At 62.3% G+C, this 15,583-nt stretch carries 17 protein-coding genes and 1 tRNA gene; 6 read left to right on the top strand and 12 right to left on the bottom strand.

Annotation, left to right across the window (positions count from 1 at the left end; all coding sequences use genetic code 11):
* Positions 1 to 80: 80 nt before the first annotated feature.
* A tRNA-Gly gene (locus ACW73L_RS06630) sits at positions 81 to 154 on the bottom strand.
* A 223-nt stretch (positions 155 to 377) separates the two neighbouring features.
* On the opposite strand from ACW73L_RS06630, the gene ACW73L_RS06635 reads away from it, so the two are divergent.
* The 3 genes from ACW73L_RS06635 to ACW73L_RS06645 all read left to right on the top strand — a co-directional run bounded on the left by ACW73L_RS06635 (position 378) and on the right by ACW73L_RS06645 (position 3,218).
* Positions 378 to 1,805 (top strand): glutamate-cysteine ligase family protein, encoded by a 1,428-nt coding sequence (locus ACW73L_RS06635; protein WP_498920871.1) that lies wholly within the window; start codon positions 378 to 380, stop codon positions 1,803 to 1,805.
* Positions 1,802 to 2,836, top strand: coding sequence for a M14 family metallopeptidase (locus ACW73L_RS06640; RefSeq protein ID WP_498920872.1), 1,035 nt, complete (start codon positions 1,802 to 1,804; stop codon positions 2,834 to 2,836). The genes ACW73L_RS06635 and ACW73L_RS06640 overlap by 4 nt, the downstream gene beginning before the upstream one ends.
* 97 nt (positions 2,837 to 2,933) lie before the next feature.
* Positions 2,934 to 3,218, top strand: a complete 285-nt coding sequence (locus ACW73L_RS06645; protein ID WP_139557363.1) for a hypothetical protein — start codon at positions 2,934 to 2,936, stop codon at positions 3,216 to 3,218.
* Positions 3,219 to 3,327: 109 nt separating this feature from the next.
* On the opposite strand, the gene ACW73L_RS06650 is transcribed toward ACW73L_RS06645, so the two are convergent.
* Both ACW73L_RS06650 and ACW73L_RS06655 read right to left on the bottom strand, forming a co-directional pair.
* On the bottom strand, positions 3,328 to 3,930 hold the full coding sequence (locus ACW73L_RS06650) for a peroxiredoxin (protein WP_498920875.1): 603 nt from the start codon (positions 3,928 to 3,930) through the stop codon (positions 3,328 to 3,330).
* Between the two features lie 148 nt (positions 3,931 to 4,078).
* The gene (locus tag ACW73L_RS06655; RefSeq protein ID WP_498920877.1) at positions 4,079 to 4,555 is read right to left on the bottom strand and encodes a hypothetical protein; all 477 of its coding nucleotides are present in this window, start codon (positions 4,553 to 4,555) and stop codon (positions 4,079 to 4,081) included.
* A gap of 588 nt (positions 4,556 to 5,143) precedes the next feature.
* On the opposite strand from ACW73L_RS06655, the gene ACW73L_RS06660 reads away from it, so the two are divergent.
* Positions 5,144 to 5,902, top strand: coding sequence for a hypothetical protein (locus tag ACW73L_RS06660; RefSeq protein WP_498920878.1), 759 nt, complete (start codon positions 5,144 to 5,146; stop codon positions 5,900 to 5,902).
* Between the two features lie 96 nt (positions 5,903 to 5,998).
* Here ACW73L_RS06660 and ACW73L_RS06665 read toward each other — a convergent pair whose 3' ends face one another.
* The 8 genes from ACW73L_RS06665 to modA (ACW73L_RS06700) all read right to left on the bottom strand — a co-directional run bounded on the left by ACW73L_RS06665 (position 5,999) and on the right by modA (ACW73L_RS06700) (position 10,628).
* Positions 5,999 to 6,814 (bottom strand): TOBE domain-containing protein, encoded by an 816-nt coding sequence (locus ACW73L_RS06665; protein ID WP_498920880.1) that lies wholly within the window; start codon positions 6,812 to 6,814, stop codon positions 5,999 to 6,001.
* A gap of 67 nt (positions 6,815 to 6,881) precedes the next feature.
* Complete coding sequence (gene modC / locus ACW73L_RS06670; protein WP_498920882.1) at positions 6,882 to 7,961, bottom strand: molybdenum ABC transporter ATP-binding protein; 1,080 nt, start codon at positions 7,959 to 7,961, stop codon at positions 6,882 to 6,884.
* A gap of 7 nt (positions 7,962 to 7,968) precedes the next feature.
* On the bottom strand, positions 7,969 to 8,643 hold the full coding sequence (modB, locus tag ACW73L_RS06675) for a molybdate ABC transporter permease subunit (RefSeq protein WP_498920884.1): 675 nt from the start codon (positions 8,641 to 8,643) through the stop codon (positions 7,969 to 7,971).
* 17 nt (positions 8,644 to 8,660) lie between these two features.
* Positions 8,661 to 8,936 (bottom strand): hypothetical protein, encoded by a 276-nt coding sequence (locus ACW73L_RS06680; RefSeq protein WP_498920886.1) that lies wholly within the window; start codon positions 8,934 to 8,936, stop codon positions 8,661 to 8,663.
* 21 nt (positions 8,937 to 8,957) lie between these two features.
* Positions 8,958 to 9,095, bottom strand: a complete 138-nt coding sequence (locus ACW73L_RS06685) for a hypothetical protein (RefSeq protein ID WP_498920888.1) — start codon at positions 9,093 to 9,095, stop codon at positions 8,958 to 8,960.
* The gene (gene modA, locus ACW73L_RS06690) at positions 9,092 to 9,862 is read right to left on the bottom strand and encodes a molybdate ABC transporter substrate-binding protein (protein WP_498920890.1); all 771 of its coding nucleotides are present in this window, start codon (positions 9,860 to 9,862) and stop codon (positions 9,092 to 9,094) included. The genes ACW73L_RS06685 and modA (ACW73L_RS06690) overlap by 4 nt, the downstream gene beginning before the upstream one ends.
* Before the next feature lie 19 nt (positions 9,863 to 9,881).
* The gene (locus ACW73L_RS06695) at positions 9,882 to 10,031 is read right to left on the bottom strand and encodes a hypothetical protein (protein ID WP_498920892.1); all 150 of its coding nucleotides are present in this window, start codon (positions 10,029 to 10,031) and stop codon (positions 9,882 to 9,884) included.
* Positions 10,032 to 10,628, bottom strand: coding sequence for a molybdate ABC transporter substrate-binding protein (gene modA / locus ACW73L_RS06700; protein WP_498920893.1), 597 nt, complete (start codon positions 10,626 to 10,628; stop codon positions 10,032 to 10,034). It abuts the gene before it with no gap.
* Between the two features lie 357 nt (positions 10,629 to 10,985).
* Between modA (ACW73L_RS06700) and ACW73L_RS06705 the strand changes: the two genes are divergently transcribed.
* Positions 10,986 to 12,638: an alginate export family protein gene (locus ACW73L_RS06705; protein WP_498920894.1), complete on the top strand. Its 1,653-nt coding sequence runs from the start codon at positions 10,986 to 10,988 to the stop codon at positions 12,636 to 12,638.
* 173 nt (positions 12,639 to 12,811) lie between these two features.
* Positions 12,812 to 13,600, top strand: coding sequence for a class I SAM-dependent methyltransferase (locus ACW73L_RS06710; RefSeq protein ID WP_498920896.1), 789 nt, complete (start codon positions 12,812 to 12,814; stop codon positions 13,598 to 13,600).
* Positions 13,601 to 13,812: 212 nt separating this feature from the next.
* On the opposite strand, the gene ACW73L_RS06715 is transcribed toward ACW73L_RS06710, so the two are convergent.
* A complete protein-coding gene (locus tag ACW73L_RS06715; protein ID WP_498920897.1) occupies positions 13,813 to 15,420 on the bottom strand; it encodes a choice-of-anchor Q domain-containing protein in 1,608 nt (535 codons plus the stop codon).
* Between the last annotated feature and the right edge of the window lie 163 nt (positions 15,421 to 15,583).

A 15,583-nucleotide genomic window follows, 5' to 3' on the forward strand; every position in this document is an offset into this window, starting at 1 on the left:
CCGGTATTGATGACCGCTGCTCGTCGTTCGTCGGGCTGCTTCGGCCGGATTGAACGGCGATCGGTTGGTCGTCAGGCAGTTGGAGCGGGTGATGGGAATCGAACCCACGCTATCAGCTTGGGAAGCTGAAGTTCTACCATTGAACTACACCCGCTGGGGCGTGCGGATGGAGCCGCGGCCTCGCGCGAAGCGCGAACCGGGCGGCCATCGTCACGCCGATTCTACGCATTCCGCGGGACTCACCGCAAGTTGCCGCCTTGCATGCCGGTTCCAGCTCAATCCCGACGCGGGTCTAGATCTGGCGTGTCCTGACTGGGATAGGGTATCGCACGACCACCTCGAGTCGGCGCTTTCCCAACAACTCGTAGGGGGTAGCCATGGGACAGGAAATTGGCAGCGCCAGCTTCTCCAGGGCGGAGGGTCAGGCATTTCGCCTCCGACTAGAGGACGAGACTCGCTTGCTGGCCCAGCAGATTGTCGAAGGACGGTTGTCGACGGTAGGACATGTCGGCGGTGCCGAACTTGAGGCCTGGCTGGTTGATCAGGCGCTCGATCCGGCGCCGCTGAACGACCGGTTCCTCACGCGCTTCGAGGACGAGGCATGCGGCGCGGAACTCGGCCGTTTCAACATTGAGTTCAATACGCCTCCGGCACCGCTGAGGGGGCAGTTCCTGAGTGGCTTGCAGCGATCACTGGACGCCGTTCTGGCTCGGGCACGTGAGACGGCTGGCGCGCTGGATCTCGATATCCTGATGATCGGCACCCTGCCTACGTTGCGCGATGACCAGCTGAATCTGAGAAATCTGTCCCCCCTCAACCGTTACCGTGCACTGAATGACCAGGTGTTCGCTGCGCGCCACGGCGAGCCGATACGGCTCGACATCGCCGGCAAGCAGGAGCTCCGCTCAGAGCATTGCGATGTCATGCTCGAAGCCGCGGCGACTTCGTTTCAACTGCACTGGCAGTTGTCGGCTGCCGACGCCGTGCGGCATTACAATGCGGCGCTGATGGCGTCGGCGCCGGTGCTCGCGGTCAGCGTCAACTCTCCCTATCTGTTCCAGCGGGATCTTTGGGCAGAAACCCGGATCCCGCTGTTCGAACAAGCAGTTGCAGTGCCCGGCTACCATGGCGCGGGCGGCGGAAGCCATGCGCGCGTCGGGTTCGGCAGTGGTTGGGTTCGCGAATCGATTTCCGAGTTGTTCGAGGAAAACCGCGATGAATTCCCGGTGTTGCTGCCCATGCTCTGTGATGAGCCAGCGACGCGATTTGCCCATCTGCGGTTGCATAACGGCACGATCTGGCGCTGGAACCGGCCTGTGGTCGGTTTCGACCCTGACGGGCGGCCGCATCTGCGCCTCGAGCATCGCGTGCTGCCGGCCGGGCCCACGACCGTCGATATGGTGGCGAGCGCCGCGCTGTTTTTCGGCCTAGTCGAGAGTCTGGTCGTCTCTCCGCCCGCAGGGTCCGAGCCAAGTTTCAGAGACGTGACGACCAATTTCTATGCGGCGGCTCGCGACAGCCTGGGCGCCCGCTTGCGATGGTTTGGCGGGCGTGAGGTGGCGGCGCGCGATGTGGTGCGGCAGATGATCGAGGCGGCACGGAGCGGGCTGTCAACACTGGGTATCGACTCGGACGAAAGCGACCGATACCTTGCTATTATCGAAGCACGGTGCGTCACCGGCCAAACCGGAAGTGATTGGCAGCGGCGTTTTCTCCGGCGATACCCTGGCCAATTCACTGCGATGACACGAGAGTACCTGCAGCGCCAGAAGGGTGGGCTCCCCGTCCATGAGTGGGCCATATGAATGAACGGGCTGTGCTGACACAACACAACAGTATTCCGGAGGGTCTGCTGGACGCGTCGGCGGACTCGCTGCACGCCGTGTTGCCCTCCTGCTCCCTGCTGCATCTGCCCGGACTGCGTCCGCAACCCTTGTTTGTGGCTGTCCTGCTGCATGGCAACGAGACCACCGGCCTGCAGGCGGTGCAAGGGCTGTTGCGGCGTTACGAAGCGCGCCCCTTGCCGCGCGCCTTGTCGCTGTTCTTTGGGAACCTCGAGGCGTCACGCCTGGGCGTTCGGCGTCGTGACGATCAACCCGATTACAATCGGATATGGCCGGGTACGGTACTCGGCGACAGGAACGAAGCAAAACTGGCTCGTCAGGTTGTCGAGTTGATGACGCAGCGCGGTGTCCTGGCCTGCGTGGATGTGCACAACAATACCGGCCTGAATCCGCACTATGCCTGCGTTGACCGTATGGATCACCCGACGCTCCAGCTGGCTGCGCTGTTCGGTCGCTTATGTATCTATTCCACGCGCCCCACCGGCACCTGCTCGGCCGCGTTCGCGGATATATGTCCGGCAGTGACCCTGGAATGCGGCAAGCCGGGGACGGATTTCGGCGCCGAGCATGCGCTGGAGTACCTGGATGCCTGCCTACACCTCGACCATATTCCGGAGCATCCGGTGGCTCGTCACGATCTCGACCTGTACGAGTCCGTCGCGCAGGTCTTGGTCCCGCCCGACATCGAATTCGGGTTCGGGGCCGGCGACGCCGCGCTCGAGTTGATACCCGATCTGGATCGATTGAACTTCACGCCAGTGCCACCGGGCTTCAAATGGGCCCGCGTTCACACCGACCGACTTCCGTTGCAGGTGATCAATGGCTGTGGCGATGACGTGGCCGCAAGGTATTTTCATGTCGAGGATGGGTATCTACGGTCGGTCAGGCCGGTGATGCCCTCCATGCTGACCCTGGATCGTCGCGCGGTCCGCCTCGATTGCCTGGGGTACCTGATGGAGCCGCTTGAGTATCCCGGCGCGCGGCGGGGATGACCGCAGTGCGGCGGTCTTGTATCGTAGCGGCCGCGGGTAACCTCGGTCCCCGCATACACCGAGTACAGAACAACGAGTCGGAACGGGAGATGCGCTTATGTTGGGTGGGATAGTCGCGTTAGTCGTCGCGATCTGGTTTTATCGCAGTGCGGAGGGGCGCGGCCTGCCATCGGTGCCATGGGCCATGGCCGGGGTCATCGCCTACTATGTGCCGAATTTCATCTGGAGCCTGATGGTCGCCAAGCCTTGGCTGACCACGCTGCACGCCCAGAATGCCGCCGTCATGTCCAGTCTGGTCGGGCATTCGTCCATCTTCGTCGGATTGGCATTTGCGGTGCTGGCTCGTCAGTTCGCATTGATGAAGGCAAAGCCGAGCGTCTGACCAAGGTAGGCCGGACAAAAAAGCGCGGACCGCTACGACACGGCCCGCGCTTCGCTCGCCGCCGCGCGCGCATCATCTGCGGTGCGCCTGCGGCCGGCCGGCAACCTCGTCAGAGGTCTTTGGCGTTTTTTTCCAGGTAGCTGGCGACGCCCTCGGCGTTGGCCGACATGCCTGCCTTGCCCTTGCTCCACCCGGCCGGACACACTTCGCCGTGTTCCTCGAAGAACTGCAGCGCGTCGACCATTCGGATCAGTTCGTCCATGTTGCGGCCCAGCGGCAGATCGTTGACGACCTGATGGCGCACAACGCCGTTCTTGTCGATCAGGAAGGTGCCGCGGAACGCGACGGCAGCGCCTTCGACTTCCACGTCATAGGCCTTGGTGATCGCGTGGCTGACGTCGGCAATCATCGTGTAGCGTACGGCCCCGATGCCGCCCTTCTCGATCGGCGTGTTGCGCCAGGCCGCGTGAGTGAACTGCGAATCGACCGATACAGCCAGCACTTCGACGCCACGTTGGGTCAACTCGTCAAGACGGTGATCCAGTGCGATCAGTTCCGTCGGGCAGACGAAGGTGAAGTCAAGCGGATAGAAGACGATGGCGACGTATTTGCCCTTCGTATCTTTGGACAGGGTGAAGTCTACGATCGATCCGTTGCCCAACACCGCGGCAGCAGTGAAATCGGGCGCGGCTTTGCCGACTAACACACTCATGGAAACTCTCCTCAGATTGACTACGGAAAATGGTTTTGAACCCCGCGCAAGGCGGCTGCGTATGCCGGGTAGGATCTGGCGGGGCGGGACTAGGCAGTCGCGGAGAGCTTACACCAAATCAGTCGGAAATTCTCGCCGTTGCAGGGTGTCAGGCGCAGTCGAAGGTGTCCATGATGTCCTGCCATACCGCGCTATTCGCCTGATCCGGGGGGCTTGATATTCGCGCGATCACGTTGCCGTTCACCGATACGATGTCGATGCCGGTGTCGGGCCGGCCACCGGTCATGGGCGCGGATAGACGCACCGTCTCGATCATGCTCTCCTGGAGTTCAAGCGTCAGGTTCCCTATGGTTAGCCAAAAACGCCCGTTTCGGCGACCGCAGCCCTTCACGGGGCCGTTCCCGGTCGGTTCCCGGGCGACATTCCCCGTCTGAATGGTGCAGGGCAATTCGATGCTGGCTAGCAATGACAGTCGTTGCATCAGCGCGGACAATGGGACGGTGTGGCGCATATCGGCGCCGATCGCGGTCTCGGTTGGACATGAACCGACCAAGGAACGCGCCAGAACGGTGTCGCAGTGGGAAACCCGTTCGGTCCAGTGTGATTGGTGCGAGAGTGTTTGCATGATGGGGTCCCCCCTTTGGTTCCTGTCCTGATGCGGCGTGGGTCGATGCGGCGCTCGGTGCCTCCACCTTGCCCGGCACTTTCTTCAAAGAATGCATGCAAGCCACGCGCCATCGTTCCCGGTAAGCGGTGCGGCAGGCCTCGGTGTCGATTCCTATCGGTCCAGCGTCCGATGAGCGGTGTTTGGGCGTCGCCGCTGTGGCGTCTGGACAACGTCGGCTCGGCGACGCGTGTCCAGAGCCGGAGGCGCTATCAGTTGCGGTGAGCCCCATCCGCTTAAGCGCGATAAAGTAGCAGGGCGTCATGACCGGACGATGACGCCGGCGTGAACCGCCGTCGGTGCAGGGCTGTTGTGAATACAACGACAAGGCGGCCGGCTCTGCGAGGGATAGAGCTGCGAACGGTCTCAGCTGCCGACTTCAGGGTGCGAAGGCGTTGGCCCATTCTCCGCGACGCAAGAGTGGGCCGTTTCACGCACCGAGTTGGGTGTATTCGCGATCTTGTGCCCTGAACTCGGAGTCTTGATGTTGTCTCCCACCGGATCGATCCACGCCGTCCGTCCCGATCCCACGGCCCAGAGGTCTCGACCATGAAGCAGCTGTCGCTGGTGGCCTGTTATGGAGCTAAGTCGGTAGGCTACACCGCGCTGTTGTCGCGTTGCCTGGAATCGATCCGGAAATCGCCTTTGCAGCCCGTCTTCCGGCCCTACGCACTGGAACAGATTCACGGCACGGTTGTCGGGATGGAATACCTCGACGACGACGGGGCGTTGATCAATGCCAATCTGCTGGCTCGAACCGGAGAACGAACGGTCATGCGTTTCGACCGGCTGTTGCCGACGCTTGAACGGCACCTGCCGCTGAGTATTCGTTTCGGCGGGTTCGCCCGCGGCGATGTGCCGTTCCTCAGTTCCGGTCGCACGCCCTATGACCGGAGTTTTCAGCTTCAGTGGTCGAACCGGCGCGCTACGTTGATCGGCTGGCCCCATTGCGGTGGGGACTTTGTCGGTAACGGCGCACTCCGTGCTTTACGCGACGAACTCGAGGAAGTCTGCGGGATGGCGCACAAGTACCCCGATGACAATGATTTCTTCATGGTTCTCGGCACGCTCGAGTTGCCCGGGAATCTGGCCCGGGCTGCGTACGACGAACTGGAGCACGCCGCGGCCATGCTCGAAACGCAGATTCGCGACCGGTTGTCCGCCGAGCCGTTCGAACTGATGATCAGCCAGTCCGATGTGCGCATCGTGGCGTACGAGGACGTCACGTTGTGTCCCGATTCGACGACAGCGTGGGAATTGAAGCCCGACACTGTGAAAGCGGAGTGGCTTCAGCAGATCCGCCGGTGAATCCGGCGCGGAGCCGCGGGCGCCGACACATAGGGGGAGGTGAAAGGATACGCCGGGCGGGCAGCCCCGCAATCGGAGCTGCCGCTTGGGAACGCGTCAGTCGGTTACGCCCAGGATGATCGCACCCGCCTTGAAGACCGCGGTGGCAGGCATGCCGGTCGCCAAACCGAGCGATTCAACGCTTTGATTGGTGATCGTCGCGGCGACCGAATCGCCGCCGGGCAGCCCGATCACGACTTCGGCATTGACGGCACCTTTCTCCAGATGGGTGATGGTGCCGGCCAGTTGGTTGCGCGCCGAAAGCCGGTAGCCCTCGAGGTCAGCCACGATCATCACCAGCGGTGCCTTGACCAGGGCCAGAACTTCTTTGCCCTTGGCCAGACCCAACGACCCAACCGATTCCTTGGTCACCGCCGCGACCAGTTGCGTGCCACCCTTCAGTTGTAGGTGCACTTCAGCGTTTACGGCGCCGACATCCACGTCGGTGACCGTACCAAACCATTGATTGCGTGCGCTTGCCTTCATGAACAATCTCCGTAACCAGATTAGTAATTCCGCGTCATCCGCCACATCGTGATTGAGCCGCTCCAGGAACAGGCGGTGTTCCTCCTGAAGCTTTGTGAACAGATCCAGTAGTTTGCGTCCGGTCGCGGTCAGTTTCGTGCCGCCGCCTTCGCGGCCGCCGGTCGCCGTTTCGATCAGCAGGCGCGGTGACAGATTGTTAGCGCGCTCGATCATCTCCCAGGCGCCCTTATAGCTGAGCCCGACATCGCGCGCGGCGCGGTTGATCGAACCGATTCGGTCGATGGCTTCGAGCAACCCGAACAGTCGGGCATTCAGATACCCGCCCAGGCGCAGTTCGCCGTCTATCAGTTGGCTGGGTGCCGTTACGGTTTGCGAGGGCTTGCGCATAGTTGGAGCGCCGAGTTGTGAATTGAATGGGGCGAATGGTCGTGGCGTTGGCGGGCTGCGTCCATTGTCAGTCCAGCAACGCCACGGCCTTGATCTGGGCCCAGACGGGACGCCCTGGCGCGAGACCGAGCGCATGGCTCGAGCGGCGGGTGATCCGCGCGAGCAGCGGGCTGCCGTTCGCTTCGAGTCGCACGAGCACATGGGCGGGGCTGTCCAGTGGCGCAAGGTCGAGCACGGTTGCCGGCAGAATGTTCAGGATACTGGTGTGTTCCGCGCGTTCGAGCGTCAGGCTGACGTCGCGGGCATGGATCCGACAGCGAAGTCGATAGCCAATGGCCTCCTGACGGTGCGCCACGAATAGGCTCCCGCCGGCGAAGTCCAAACGCGACAGTCCGTCAGTCTCGTCGTGGCAGCCAATCACCGTATCCAGCACGACTCCTGCATCGTCGGCAAAGGCTACGGGAAGATCCAGTCGCGCCAAGGTGTCCTGCAGCGGACCGCTAGCCACTACCGCCCCATCGGCAAGCAGCACGAGGTGATCGGCCAACTGGGCCACCTCATCGGGGGAATGGCTGACATACAGCACCGGAATGTCGAGTTCATCGTGGAGTCGCCGCAGATAGGGCAAGATCTCTTTTTTTCGCTGCAGGTCCAGCGCCGCGAGCGGCTCGTCCATCAATAGCAGGCGCGGGCTCGTCAGCAGCGCGCGAGCGATTGCGACGCGCTGCCGCTCGCCCCCCGAAAGCTTTGCCGGCCGGCGGTCGAGCAAGTGCTCGATCCCCAGCAAGTGGATGGCATGATCGAATGATACTTTCCGGGATTCGCGCGGGACCCGCCTCTGGCCGAAGTCGAGGTTCCGGCGCACCGTCAGGTGCTCGAACAGGCTGGCTTCCTGGAAGACATAACCTAGGGGGCGCCGATAAGTTGGGAGAAAAACGCCTTTCGCGTCGTCCTGCCAGACCTGCCCGTTGACCCTCAGGAACCCTTCTCGCGCGTGTTCCAGACCGGCTACACAGCGGAGAAAGGTGGTTTTGCCGGAGCCGGAATGACCGAACAGCGCGGTCACGCCGGAGCCGGGAAGGGCCAGATTGGTTTCCAGGGTAAAGCCGGGCCAGTCGATACGGAAGCGGGCACGAATTGTTTCCACCAACGCCTCAGGCCTTTCTTGAGCCGGTCCGACGGGTATAGAGCCCCAGGAGCACCAGAAAGGAGAAGATCAACATCACCGCCGCCAGCTTGTGCGCCTCGGTATACTCCAACGCCTCGACGTGATCGTAGATTTGCACTGAAGCAACCCGGGTTATTCCTGGCAAATTGCCACCGAGCATCAGGACGACACCGAATTCCCCAACCGTGTGGGCAAAGGTCAGAATGCCCGCGGTCAAGAACCCGGGCAAGGCCAGCGGCAGCGCGACGAAGAAGAACGTATCGAGCGGCGAGGCCCGAAGTGTCGCCGCCGCTTCCAGCGGACGTTCCCCGATCGCCTCGAACGCATCTTGTACCGGCTGAACCATAAACGGCAGGGAATAGAACACCGAGGCCACCACCAGCCCCCAAAAGGTGAAAGGCAGCAGTCCGATACCCAGGGCTTCGGTCAGGTGGCCGACCGGGCCGTTTGGCCCCATCGCCAATAACAGGTAAAAGCCCAGTACCGAAGGCGGCAGTACCAGTGGCAGGGCGACCATCGCTCCCACGGGACCTTTCCATTTCGACCGCGTGCGTGCCAGCCACCAAGCGATCGGGGTGCCCAGGAGCAGAAGTATCACCGTGACGACGCCTGCCAGCCGGACCGTCAGACCGATCGCCTGCAGATCGCTGTCACTCAACATCGCCGGTGCTCCCTCGATCAATCCGCATGTTGGAAGGTCTTCACCGCAGAGATGAGCAGGATCAGACCCAGCAAAGCCGTGAGGGATTTAGCCGGGACTGTTCCGAGTAGCAGGCCGCCGAGTCCGACGCCGACAACGGAGCCCGCTGCCATCCACAGCGGCAGTCGGCGTTCCTCCCGCAGGACGGAGAAGGCCGTCGCAGAGCTGTACCGGGCGAACCCCACCAACATGGTCGGCAGACTGATCGCGAGCGACAGACTGCCGGCCAGTTTGATATCCAGGTTGAGGATCACGGCTTCCAGCGTGGGGACGCGTTAGGCGCCGACCAGCACCGGCAGCCGGAATTCCGCGCCACCCAAGCCGATCAGGCCGCGCAGCGTGCCAATCACCGCGCCGGCGAGGAAGCCCAGACTGCGATACCGGTATCGGTCGCCGTCAGCGTCGCGTGTCATTTCCCCACCTCTTCACCTGGGAGCGCGAAGCCGTAACGCGTCATGACCTGTCGCGCGGATTTGCTGCCCATGTAATCGGCGAAACGCCGCGCGAGGGCATTGTTCGCCGCCTGCTTGGTCAGTATGTACCCCTGCTCCAGGGGCTGGTGAAGGTTCTCCGGTATCAGCCAATACCCGCCCTGCTTTGCCAGTTCGGGGCTGATTGCCAACGACAGGGCAATGATTCCCACCTGAGCATTCCCGGTCTGCACGAATTGGGCGGTCTGCGCGATGTTCTCGCCGTAGACCAGCTTCGGCTCAACTTTGTCCCATAGGCCTGATGCCCGCAGTGCTTCCTCGGCCCGTTTTCCGTAGGGTGCGTGCTTGGGGTTGGCGATGGCGATGCGGGTGATCTTCGGGTCGGTCAGGCTCTTCAGTGTCATCTTGCTGGCAGTCAGACGGGGGCTCCACAGCACGATGCGCCCCACCGCATACGGTCTGACCTCGGATGCCGCGAAGCCGCCGGCCGCCAGTTCTCGCGGAAATCCGATGTCGGCGGAAAAAAACAGGTCGTACGGCGCGCCCTGCTGAACCTGGGTGTGGAACTTGCCGGAAGAACCGTAGGTGACATCGACGGTGTCGCCGGGGTTGGCGCCCTTGAACTGTGCCACGATCTCGTCCATCGCGAATTTCAGATCGGCCGCCGCGGCGATGGTGATCTTCTCGGCCTTCACAGCCTGGACCAGTAGCAGGGAACAGACTAAGAGCAGGCGCTTGACGTGTGTCATTGACGTTTTCCTGGTGGGATCAGAACTTGCAGCCGAAGGACTGGACGATGGCCTTGGCCGGCTCGCTCTTCAGGTTTGCCAGCAATGCGATGGCAGCCAAATTTTCCTTTCCCTCTGCCAATAGCACCGCATCCTGTCGGATCGGTTCGTACAGCTTTTCGGGCACCATTCAGGCTGATCCCTCGGTCAGCTTGCCGTCCTTCAGTACCTGCGACTTCGCGACGAAGCCGAACTCGGCGTTGCCGGTTGTAATGAATTGCTGGGTCTGGGCAATGTTCTCACCTTGCACCCACTTCGGTTCCAGTGCCTCGAATAAACCCAGGTGGTTCAGTACTTCAACGGGCGCTGCGCCGTAGGGTGCGGTCTTGGGATTGGCCAACGCCAGGTGGGCGAACTTGCCCTTCTTGAGGATGGCGCCGTACTTGTCGACGGAACCGGGCCTCGCGCTCCACAGGACCAGTTTGCCGATGGCACAGGTGAAGCGTGAGCCCGGCACGGCCAGGCCCTCCGCCTCGATTTTCGCCGGAGTCCTGTCGTCCGCGGCGAACAATAGTTCGAAGGGCGCGGCGTTCTGGATCTGTGCGTAGAACTTGCCAGAGGCTCCGGTCGAGATCGCCGCCTTGTGCCCAGTGCTGTTCTCGAAGGCCGCTGCTATCAATTCCATCGGTCCTGCAAAGTTTGCAGCGACGGCCACCTGAACCGTCTCGGCCAGCGCATTGGCGCTCAGGGTCAGGCTTGCCAGCAGAAGCAGCGAATTTCGCATCATTCAGGATCACCTTTCGTTGGTTCGTGGCCCAGTGGAGGCGCCGAGATCCGGGGGGGCGCGTTTTTGGAGGTCGGTCGTTATAAACCAAGCGACATAAGGGAGTGTACCGTGGGCTTTAAGGGCATTCCACCTGCTGTTCATCGACGGAGTATTTCCAAAACCGGCTTGTGCCGGCCAGCCCAGAACCGGGCGGTCGGCGTTTGTGCGAGTCAAGCCAGTATCGAAACGCGCTCGGGGAGCGGCATCTTTGCACGATCAGGAAACGGTGTGTCTGAATTGCAAATGCAGGTTGCGTCTAGGACACAGTCAGCATTATCGTAGTGTCACCATTACGAGAGGCCGACCTCAGGAAGCGCGATGCGACACGATGCCTGCTACCGCGTCCCGATGATGGCGTTTCTGCTGGGATCTCTCGCCAGTGGGGTCGCGATCGCAGTGGAAAATCCTGCCCCTCTCAATGCCTCCGCATCCACGGATGCCGCGCAACATGCAACCGCGCCAGCGGGTAAAACCAAGGCCCTTCCGCCCCCTAAGGACAAGGCAACCGCAAAGGACAGCCAGACGACCGACCCTGGTGTGGGTAAGACACCCGCAGAGGACAAGAAAGGCACGACGCCCCCGGAGTACAAACGCCCCAACCGCTGGGGCTTGACGGCGGGCGGCAGCCAGCGCAAGGACTGGGTCACCGGCAAGAATCGCTGGGATTTACACGAGCATTACAACGCGAAGAAGATGCTCGGGATGCCGGAATGGCTCAACGGCATGCTGGAGCAGCGGACGCGGTACGAAACCTTCGACGTGCCGTGGCAGCGAGGCCAGACCGGTGGCCAGCACCAGATTCCGTTGCAGACGGTATTGTGGCTGGAAGCGAACTACGCCGGCTTCCGGGCCGGGTTCGAGTTCTGGGATGCGCGGCAGTTCGGCGCCGAGCCGACCTACACGCTGAACAATACGATGGTCAATGTCGCCGACTTCACGCAAATCTATGGCGCGTATGCGACACAGAACCTCGCCGAGACGGGGCTGGGCTTCGAGGCGATCGCGGGTCGCCAGACGATGGAATTCGGCAGTCGGCGACTCGTCGCGCGCAACGTGTTCCGGAACACGACCAACGCCTTCACCGGCCTCAAGCTACGGGTACGAGAAGGCGAGGGTGCCTGGCAAATCTACCCCTTTGCGATGGTGCCCGTCGTGCGCCTGCCGGAAGACAAGGCCCAGCTTCTCAACAACGACTGGGCCTGGGATCAGGAACAGGAGGGGACGGTCTTCACGGGTTTCTTCGCCGACACCCAGGCGTTACCGTGGGATATTCGCGGTGAGCTCTATCTCTATTACCTCGACGAGGACGAACGAAGCGCGCGTAACCGGCAGTTGTTCACGCCGGGTTTCCGTGTCTTCCGCAACGCCAAGAAGGGAGAGTTCGATTTCGAAGGCGAGAGCATCGCGCAGACGGGCACCTCCCGCGTTAACGCGCTGTCGCGACAACTCGACCACGAAGCCTACATGCAGCACATCCAGTTCGGGTACACCTTTGACCTGCCTTGGGACCCGCGCTTCGTCCTCCAGTACGATTACGCGTCCGCGGGCACGAACCGTAGCGGCACGACGACGAATTCTTTCGATACGCTCTATGGTGCTCGACGTTGGGAATACGGGCCTACCGGTATCTGGGGGCCATTCGCGCGCAACAACATCAACGCTCCCGGTGCCAGGCTGTTCGTGGTACCGCACCGCGACGTGACGAGCTTTCTGGCCTATCGCGCGTGGTGGATGGCCGACTCCAAGGCCTTGTGGCAGCCGGCCAACCTGATCGACCCGACGGGGCGCTCGGGCGACTTCATGGGGCAAACGGTGGAGTTCGCGATTCGCTGGGATGCCCACGACAACATCTCGCTCGAAGGCGGATGGAATTGCCTGATCAAGGGCGACTTCGCCCGCAACGCTCCCGGCGCACCAACCAACCACGATAACGTCAATTATTTCTACGCCCAGACGGAACTGCGATTTTGACAGGTCGCCCGATTGCCTGAGCGTCGCAAGTCCCCGGCCCCAGGCCGACGGTGCGGCTGCTAGGAGGGCACGGCGGCGGCTCGACAATCATTGCGTAATCCCGATACCGTTGGTCGCTGCGCGTTCACCGCGTAGAACGGTGACGGCGAAAGATCCAACTCCGGGGTTGTGACATGGAAATGAACGCTCAGCAACAGCCTCCGAACAAGACCTGTCCGGACGAAACCTTTCGGGTCAAGTTCGAGGAATTGCCGGGGGTCCTTCGTGACTGGATGGGTTCGGATTTTCCATGGACGGAGGCCGAAGTCATGGACTTCGGCTGCGGACAAGGCGATATGGCACTTGGGGTAGCCTGTCAACTCGGTTGCCGCCGGGTCGTGGGCACCGATATCGGCGCGGAGTTCAGGGACTGTCGGCGGCGCGCCTCGTCTTATCTAGGGATGAGCGATTTGCCGGAAAATCTGGTTTTTCGTCGGACCTCGCCCGGCAGGCTCGACTCAAGGGATGACCGATTCGATCTGATTTACTCCTGGTCGGTGTTGGAACACGTCGACCAACGGTTTCTGGAGGGTACGATCGAGGCGCTGCGGACCGCGCTCAAGGCCGGCGGTTACCTTTTCGTGCAGATTGCCCCGCTGTACTACTCGGCGGAAGGCGCTCACCTATCCCACAAGATCCCCGAGCCCTGGGGGCACCTGACGAATCAGTCGAACATCTACCGCATGAAGCTCCACCGGAGTTGCCCCACTCCAGATGAATTCAAGCGCTTGTGGTCGACGTTCAACACCTTGAACCGGATCACGGCAGACCAACTCGAGTCCCTGTTGGCCGAAGGTGGCTTCCGAATCCTGAGACGGTACACGACGCAGTGTGCCGCAGAACCGCCAGCCGCCTTGCTGGCGGTCTATCGGGAGGTCGTGTTGCGTACCGAACAGATCGTGCTTTTGGCACAGCGGGATTGAGGGACGAAGGCACGGGGCCGCTGCCGCTACCTGAGGTCCTCTGCGGGTCTGGGGTCGTGCCGAGTCTGGGGTTCAACGGGCCGCAGACAGCGCGGGACGAGGGCGTGATGGGCGCCTTGCCCGCGACACCGGCTATCCCTTGAAGGGGGGCGGTGCGACGCCCAAACAGGGCCGGTACTCGTCGCTTACCGAGCCATCTCCTGGATGAGCGCCTACTTGCAGCCCAGGTTTAGGCGCACTGCGGCGAGACGCTCGACCAACCCGGGGGATCCGGGGCCGGTGACATAGTCGTTGTGGTCGGGCTCGCTCCCATCATGGTCCACTCGATTCAGGGTGCGTTTGATTTGGGCGCATGCAGCCGTCATCTCGTGCCTTGACGTGAAGTCGCCGGTGAGCAAAAGCTGATTCCGGACGGCCTGCACGCGATACGGTTTTCCCGGGGAGAGGGCGCCGACCAAGCGGCCGGCCTTGACCTCGGCATCGAGAAATTCCAGTGTGGGCTTAATCGCCGGAGCGACCGCGGAGATGCGTTCAAACGCGCCACTATCGCAGGCGGGGTTCCGAGGGCGCAACGCGTTGCGTTGATCGGTGCCGGCGCACGCCGCTCCATCGCCTGCGTGGACGGCCGGGCTGTCGTCCGACAAGGCCTGCGTGCGGGTGCTGCCTCCATTGTCCAGCAAGGGCCCGAGTTTCGGGTCTCCCACTATGGCGCCGGATGCCGCTGCATCGCAACTGCCGTCGCCGATCAACGCGCCGCTCAAAAAGGTGACATAGGCATTGCGACAATCTGTGTCGCCTCCCGGGTTACCGGCGATGACGGTGTTGCGCAACGACAGACCGTAAACTCCTTGCCCGGGCTTTCCGACGCGGACCCCGCCGGCCCTGTTGCCGGTGATCGTGCTGTTTTCGAATGCCAGCGTCTCGCCCCCGTAGTCGAAGACACCGCTTGCGTCGACGCCCATGCCGCCGTTGCCGGAGACCGTGGAGTTGGAAAGTGAAGCGCGCGGCTCGCGTGTGAGTTCCAGGCCGGACCCGACGTTATTCTCAATGGTCGAGTTCGTAATGATCGTGCGGTCGCCTCGAAAAGCCTCGCCTCGCAGGCCGACCGCGTTTCGGACAACGCTGCTCGCGTTCAGATTGACGGAACCACGGTTATAGATCCCGAACGAGGTATTGCCGGCGATGACGCTGTGGTCGATCGTGCACTGAGCCGCATATCCATCGCAACTGATACCCCGGTTGTTCCCAGAAATGGTCGAATGTTTGATATCGGCCCGGGCGTAGTTGGCGATCAAGACGCCGCTGCCGACACTTCCGGATACCTTGCTCTGCACCAGCTGTAGCCGCGAGTCCGCGCCGGAGAAAGGAGGCCGCTGGTCGGGGTTGAGGGCCTCATAATCCACGACGAGGCCATGGACACGGGCGTTCTGTAGAGTGACGCGCCTCACGGTCAGGTCGCCGCCCGGGCCGACAACCAGCAGAGAGAATGGAAGCGAATGGCTGCCGGGTTCGGGCTCGATCATGGCATTCTGGCGGTCATGATCCGGGTCGCCGAACAGCGTGATGGTCGACGTGATGGGTGGTGGCGCCGCCGCGAGACGGTAGGTTGCCGCGGTCAATTGCAGGGTATCGGCGCCTTGGCCAGCGGGGCACCCGCCCGTCGCGGTGTCGGTGTTGGCGGCGGTGATCGCGTCCGGGAGTGTGCACTGGATGCCGTCGACTGCCAGACCGGACTGCGCGTCGGCGGCGCCCGACAGCGCGAGAAGGATCGCGGATGTCAGTGGACGGAGGTGAAATCGTTTATGCCTGGATGGGGTCATACTATCGATCCTTGGGGTTTATCGCCCGTTGCGTCCGTTGAGCCAGGGGCAACCAGATGCGCTGGAGAGGTCGCCAGCGGTTTGCATGCAGCGGCGGTAATGTGATGCGACTTGCGAGGAAAAGCCGGAAGCGTAGCGGCGAACGTTCGTGCGTAAGTTAATC

This window comes from Methylolobus aquaticus (assembly GCF_054172105.1).

Coding starts and splice junctions, on each gene's coding strand:
- ACW73L_RS06635 (WP_498920871.1), top strand. CDS start 378: ATGGGACAGGAAATTGGCAGCGCCAGCTTCTCCAGGGCGGAGGGTCAG.
- ACW73L_RS06640 (WP_498920872.1), top strand. CDS start 1,802: ATGAATGAACGGGCTGTGCTGACACAACACAACAGTATTCCGGAGGGT.
- ACW73L_RS06645 (WP_139557363.1), top strand. CDS start 2,934: ATGTTGGGTGGGATAGTCGCGTTAGTCGTCGCGATCTGGTTTTATCGC.
- ACW73L_RS06650 (WP_498920875.1), bottom strand. CDS start 3,930: ATGAGTGTGTTAGTCGGCAAAGCCGCGCCCGATTTCACTGCTGCCGCG.
- ACW73L_RS06655 (WP_498920877.1), bottom strand. CDS start 4,555: ATGCAAACACTCTCGCACCAATCACACTGGACCGAACGGGTTTCCCAC.
- ACW73L_RS06660 (WP_498920878.1), top strand. CDS start 5,144: ATGAAGCAGCTGTCGCTGGTGGCCTGTTATGGAGCTAAGTCGGTAGGC.
- ACW73L_RS06665 (WP_498920880.1), bottom strand. CDS start 6,814: ATGCGCAAGCCCTCGCAAACCGTAACGGCACCCAGCCAACTGATAGAC.
- modB (WP_498920884.1), bottom strand. CDS start 8,643: ATGTTGAGTGACAGCGATCTGCAGGCGATCGGTCTGACGGTCCGGCTG.
- ACW73L_RS06685 (WP_498920888.1), bottom strand. CDS start 9,095: ATGACACGCGACGCTGACGGCGACCGATACCGGTATCGCAGTCTGGGC.
- modA (WP_498920890.1), bottom strand. CDS start 9,862: ATGACACACGTCAAGCGCCTGCTCTTAGTCTGTTCCCTGCTACTGGTC.
- ACW73L_RS06695 (WP_498920892.1), bottom strand. CDS start 10,031: ATGGTGCCCGAAAAGCTGTACGAACCGATCCGACAGGATGCGGTGCTA.
- modA (WP_498920893.1), bottom strand. CDS start 10,628: ATGATGCGAAATTCGCTGCTTCTGCTGGCAAGCCTGACCCTGAGCGCC.
- ACW73L_RS06705 (WP_498920894.1), top strand. CDS start 10,986: ATGCGACACGATGCCTGCTACCGCGTCCCGATGATGGCGTTTCTGCTG.
- ACW73L_RS06710 (WP_498920896.1), top strand. CDS start 12,812: ATGGAAATGAACGCTCAGCAACAGCCTCCGAACAAGACCTGTCCGGAC.
- ACW73L_RS06715 (WP_498920897.1), bottom strand. CDS start 15,420: ATGACCCCATCCAGGCATAAACGATTTCACCTCCGTCCACTGACATCC.